The organism is Nonomuraea antri, from assembly GCF_013283785.1.
In the GTDB taxonomy this organism is placed as follows: domain Bacteria; phylum Actinomycetota; class Actinomycetes; order Streptosporangiales; family Streptosporangiaceae; genus Nonomuraea; species Nonomuraea antri.
Genome location: NZ_JABCPZ010000519.1, coordinates 1 through 1,551 on the forward strand (window position 1 = coordinate 1; position 1,551 = coordinate 1,551).

Annotated in this window: 2 protein-coding genes; one reads left to right on the plus strand and one right to left on the minus strand. The window is 72.5% G+C overall.

From position 1 onward, the window contains the following. Positions 1 to 713: FAD binding domain-containing protein (locus tag HII36_RS55070; protein ID WP_173531365.1), on the minus strand; the 713-nt coding region annotated here is incomplete at its 3' end. Between the two features lie 86 nt (positions 714 to 799). Here HII36_RS55070 and HII36_RS55075 point away from each other — a divergent pair. Further along, positions 800 to 1,551 (plus strand): LysR family transcriptional regulator (locus HII36_RS55075; RefSeq protein ID WP_173531366.1); only part of this gene is annotated, 752 nt, incomplete at its 3' end.

Genomic DNA, 1,551 nt, shown 5'->3' on the forward strand with positions numbered 1-1,551 from the left:
GGCCTGCCGATGAGGTGCGCCTCGGCCTCGGGGGCGCAGAAGTGCGGCGCGCCCACGGCGGTCAGCCCGATGCCCGCCACGGCGATGTTCCCGTCGGCGCCGAGCCCGATCAGCGCCCCGGCCGCGGCCACCGGCCAGTCGCCCGCGCGCCGTTCCACCTTCTCGTACGCGCTGCCCGCGCCGGGCGTCACCGGCACCCGCAGCCCCAGCAGCAGCTCGCCCGGCTGGACCGAGGTCTCGTAAGGACCGGTGTGGAATTCCCTGACAGGGACCTCCCGGATTCCGGTCGCGCCCTGGATCACCGCGGTCGCGCGCAGCGCCGCGAACACGGCGGACAGGTCCTCCGACGGGTCGCCCTGGCACAGGGAACCGCCGACCGTTCCCCTGTTTCGGACGATCGGGTCGGCGATAACGCGCTCCGCATCCCGAAATATCGGGAAAATATCGGTTGAAATGGGATGAGCGAGGAGTTCGGCGTGCCGGACCAGCGCGCCGATCACCAGTTCGTCCCCTTCGACCGAGATCCGGCCCAGCTCGGCCAGGCCGTTGATGTCGATCAGCGCCTCCGGCTGGGCCAGGCGGAGTTTCATCATCGGGATGAGGCTGTGGCCGCCGGCCACCACGCGGGCCTCGGGCCCGTACCTCTCCAGGAGCTCGAGAGCGTGCGTGACGCTGTCGGCCCTCTCGTATTCGAACTTCGCGGGAACCTGCATGAGTGCACCATTGCCGTCGCCGATTTGTCGGGACAATCCACAAATAAGGGATTCCTTAATGTGGTTCGACGATCTATGAATATGGGGTGACTCTCAGCCAGCTCGGCGCGTTCGTCTTCGTCGCCCGCCTCGGCTCGGTCAAGGCCGCCGCCCGCGCGCTCGGCGTCAGCGAACCCGCGGTCTCGCAGTCGCTCGCCCAGCTCCGCCGCCATCTCGGCGACCCGCTGCTCACCCGGGTCGGCGACCGCATGGTGCTGACCGAGGGCGGCAGGCGGCTGCTCGGCATCGCCGCCCAGATCGTCGCGCTGGGCGCGGAGGCGGCGGCCGCCGTGCGCTCCGCCCATCCCGCCCGCGTCCACGTGGTCATGGACGGCCTGCTGGCCGAATCCGTGGCGGGGCCGCTGACCTGCCTGTTCACCCAGCGCAAGGCCATCGACGCGACCAGTGGCGTGGCCGCGACCGACGAGGTGCCGCTGCTGCTGTCCAGCCGCCTGGCCGACGTCGCGCTCGGGGCGCAGGTACGCGGTCCCGGGCTGGTGAGCCGGCCGGTGCTGCGCTGCCGTCTCATCGCCGTCGGCGCGCCGCGCGGCCGCAGGGACCTGTGGCTCGTCGGGCCGTCCGGCACCGACCCGGGCGGCGACAGCGGCCGGCTGCTGCGCCTGCTGCGCGTGCCCGAGTCGCAGGTGCGGGTCTTCGCCAACCAGACGGCCGCGTGGAAGGCCGCCGCCGAGGGCGCCGGGATCGCACTCGCCCCGGCGCACCTGGTCGGCTCGCAGGTGCGGCGCGGCGAGCTGGTCGGCGTCGAGACGGCCGCGACGCCGCTGGCCACCTACTGGTA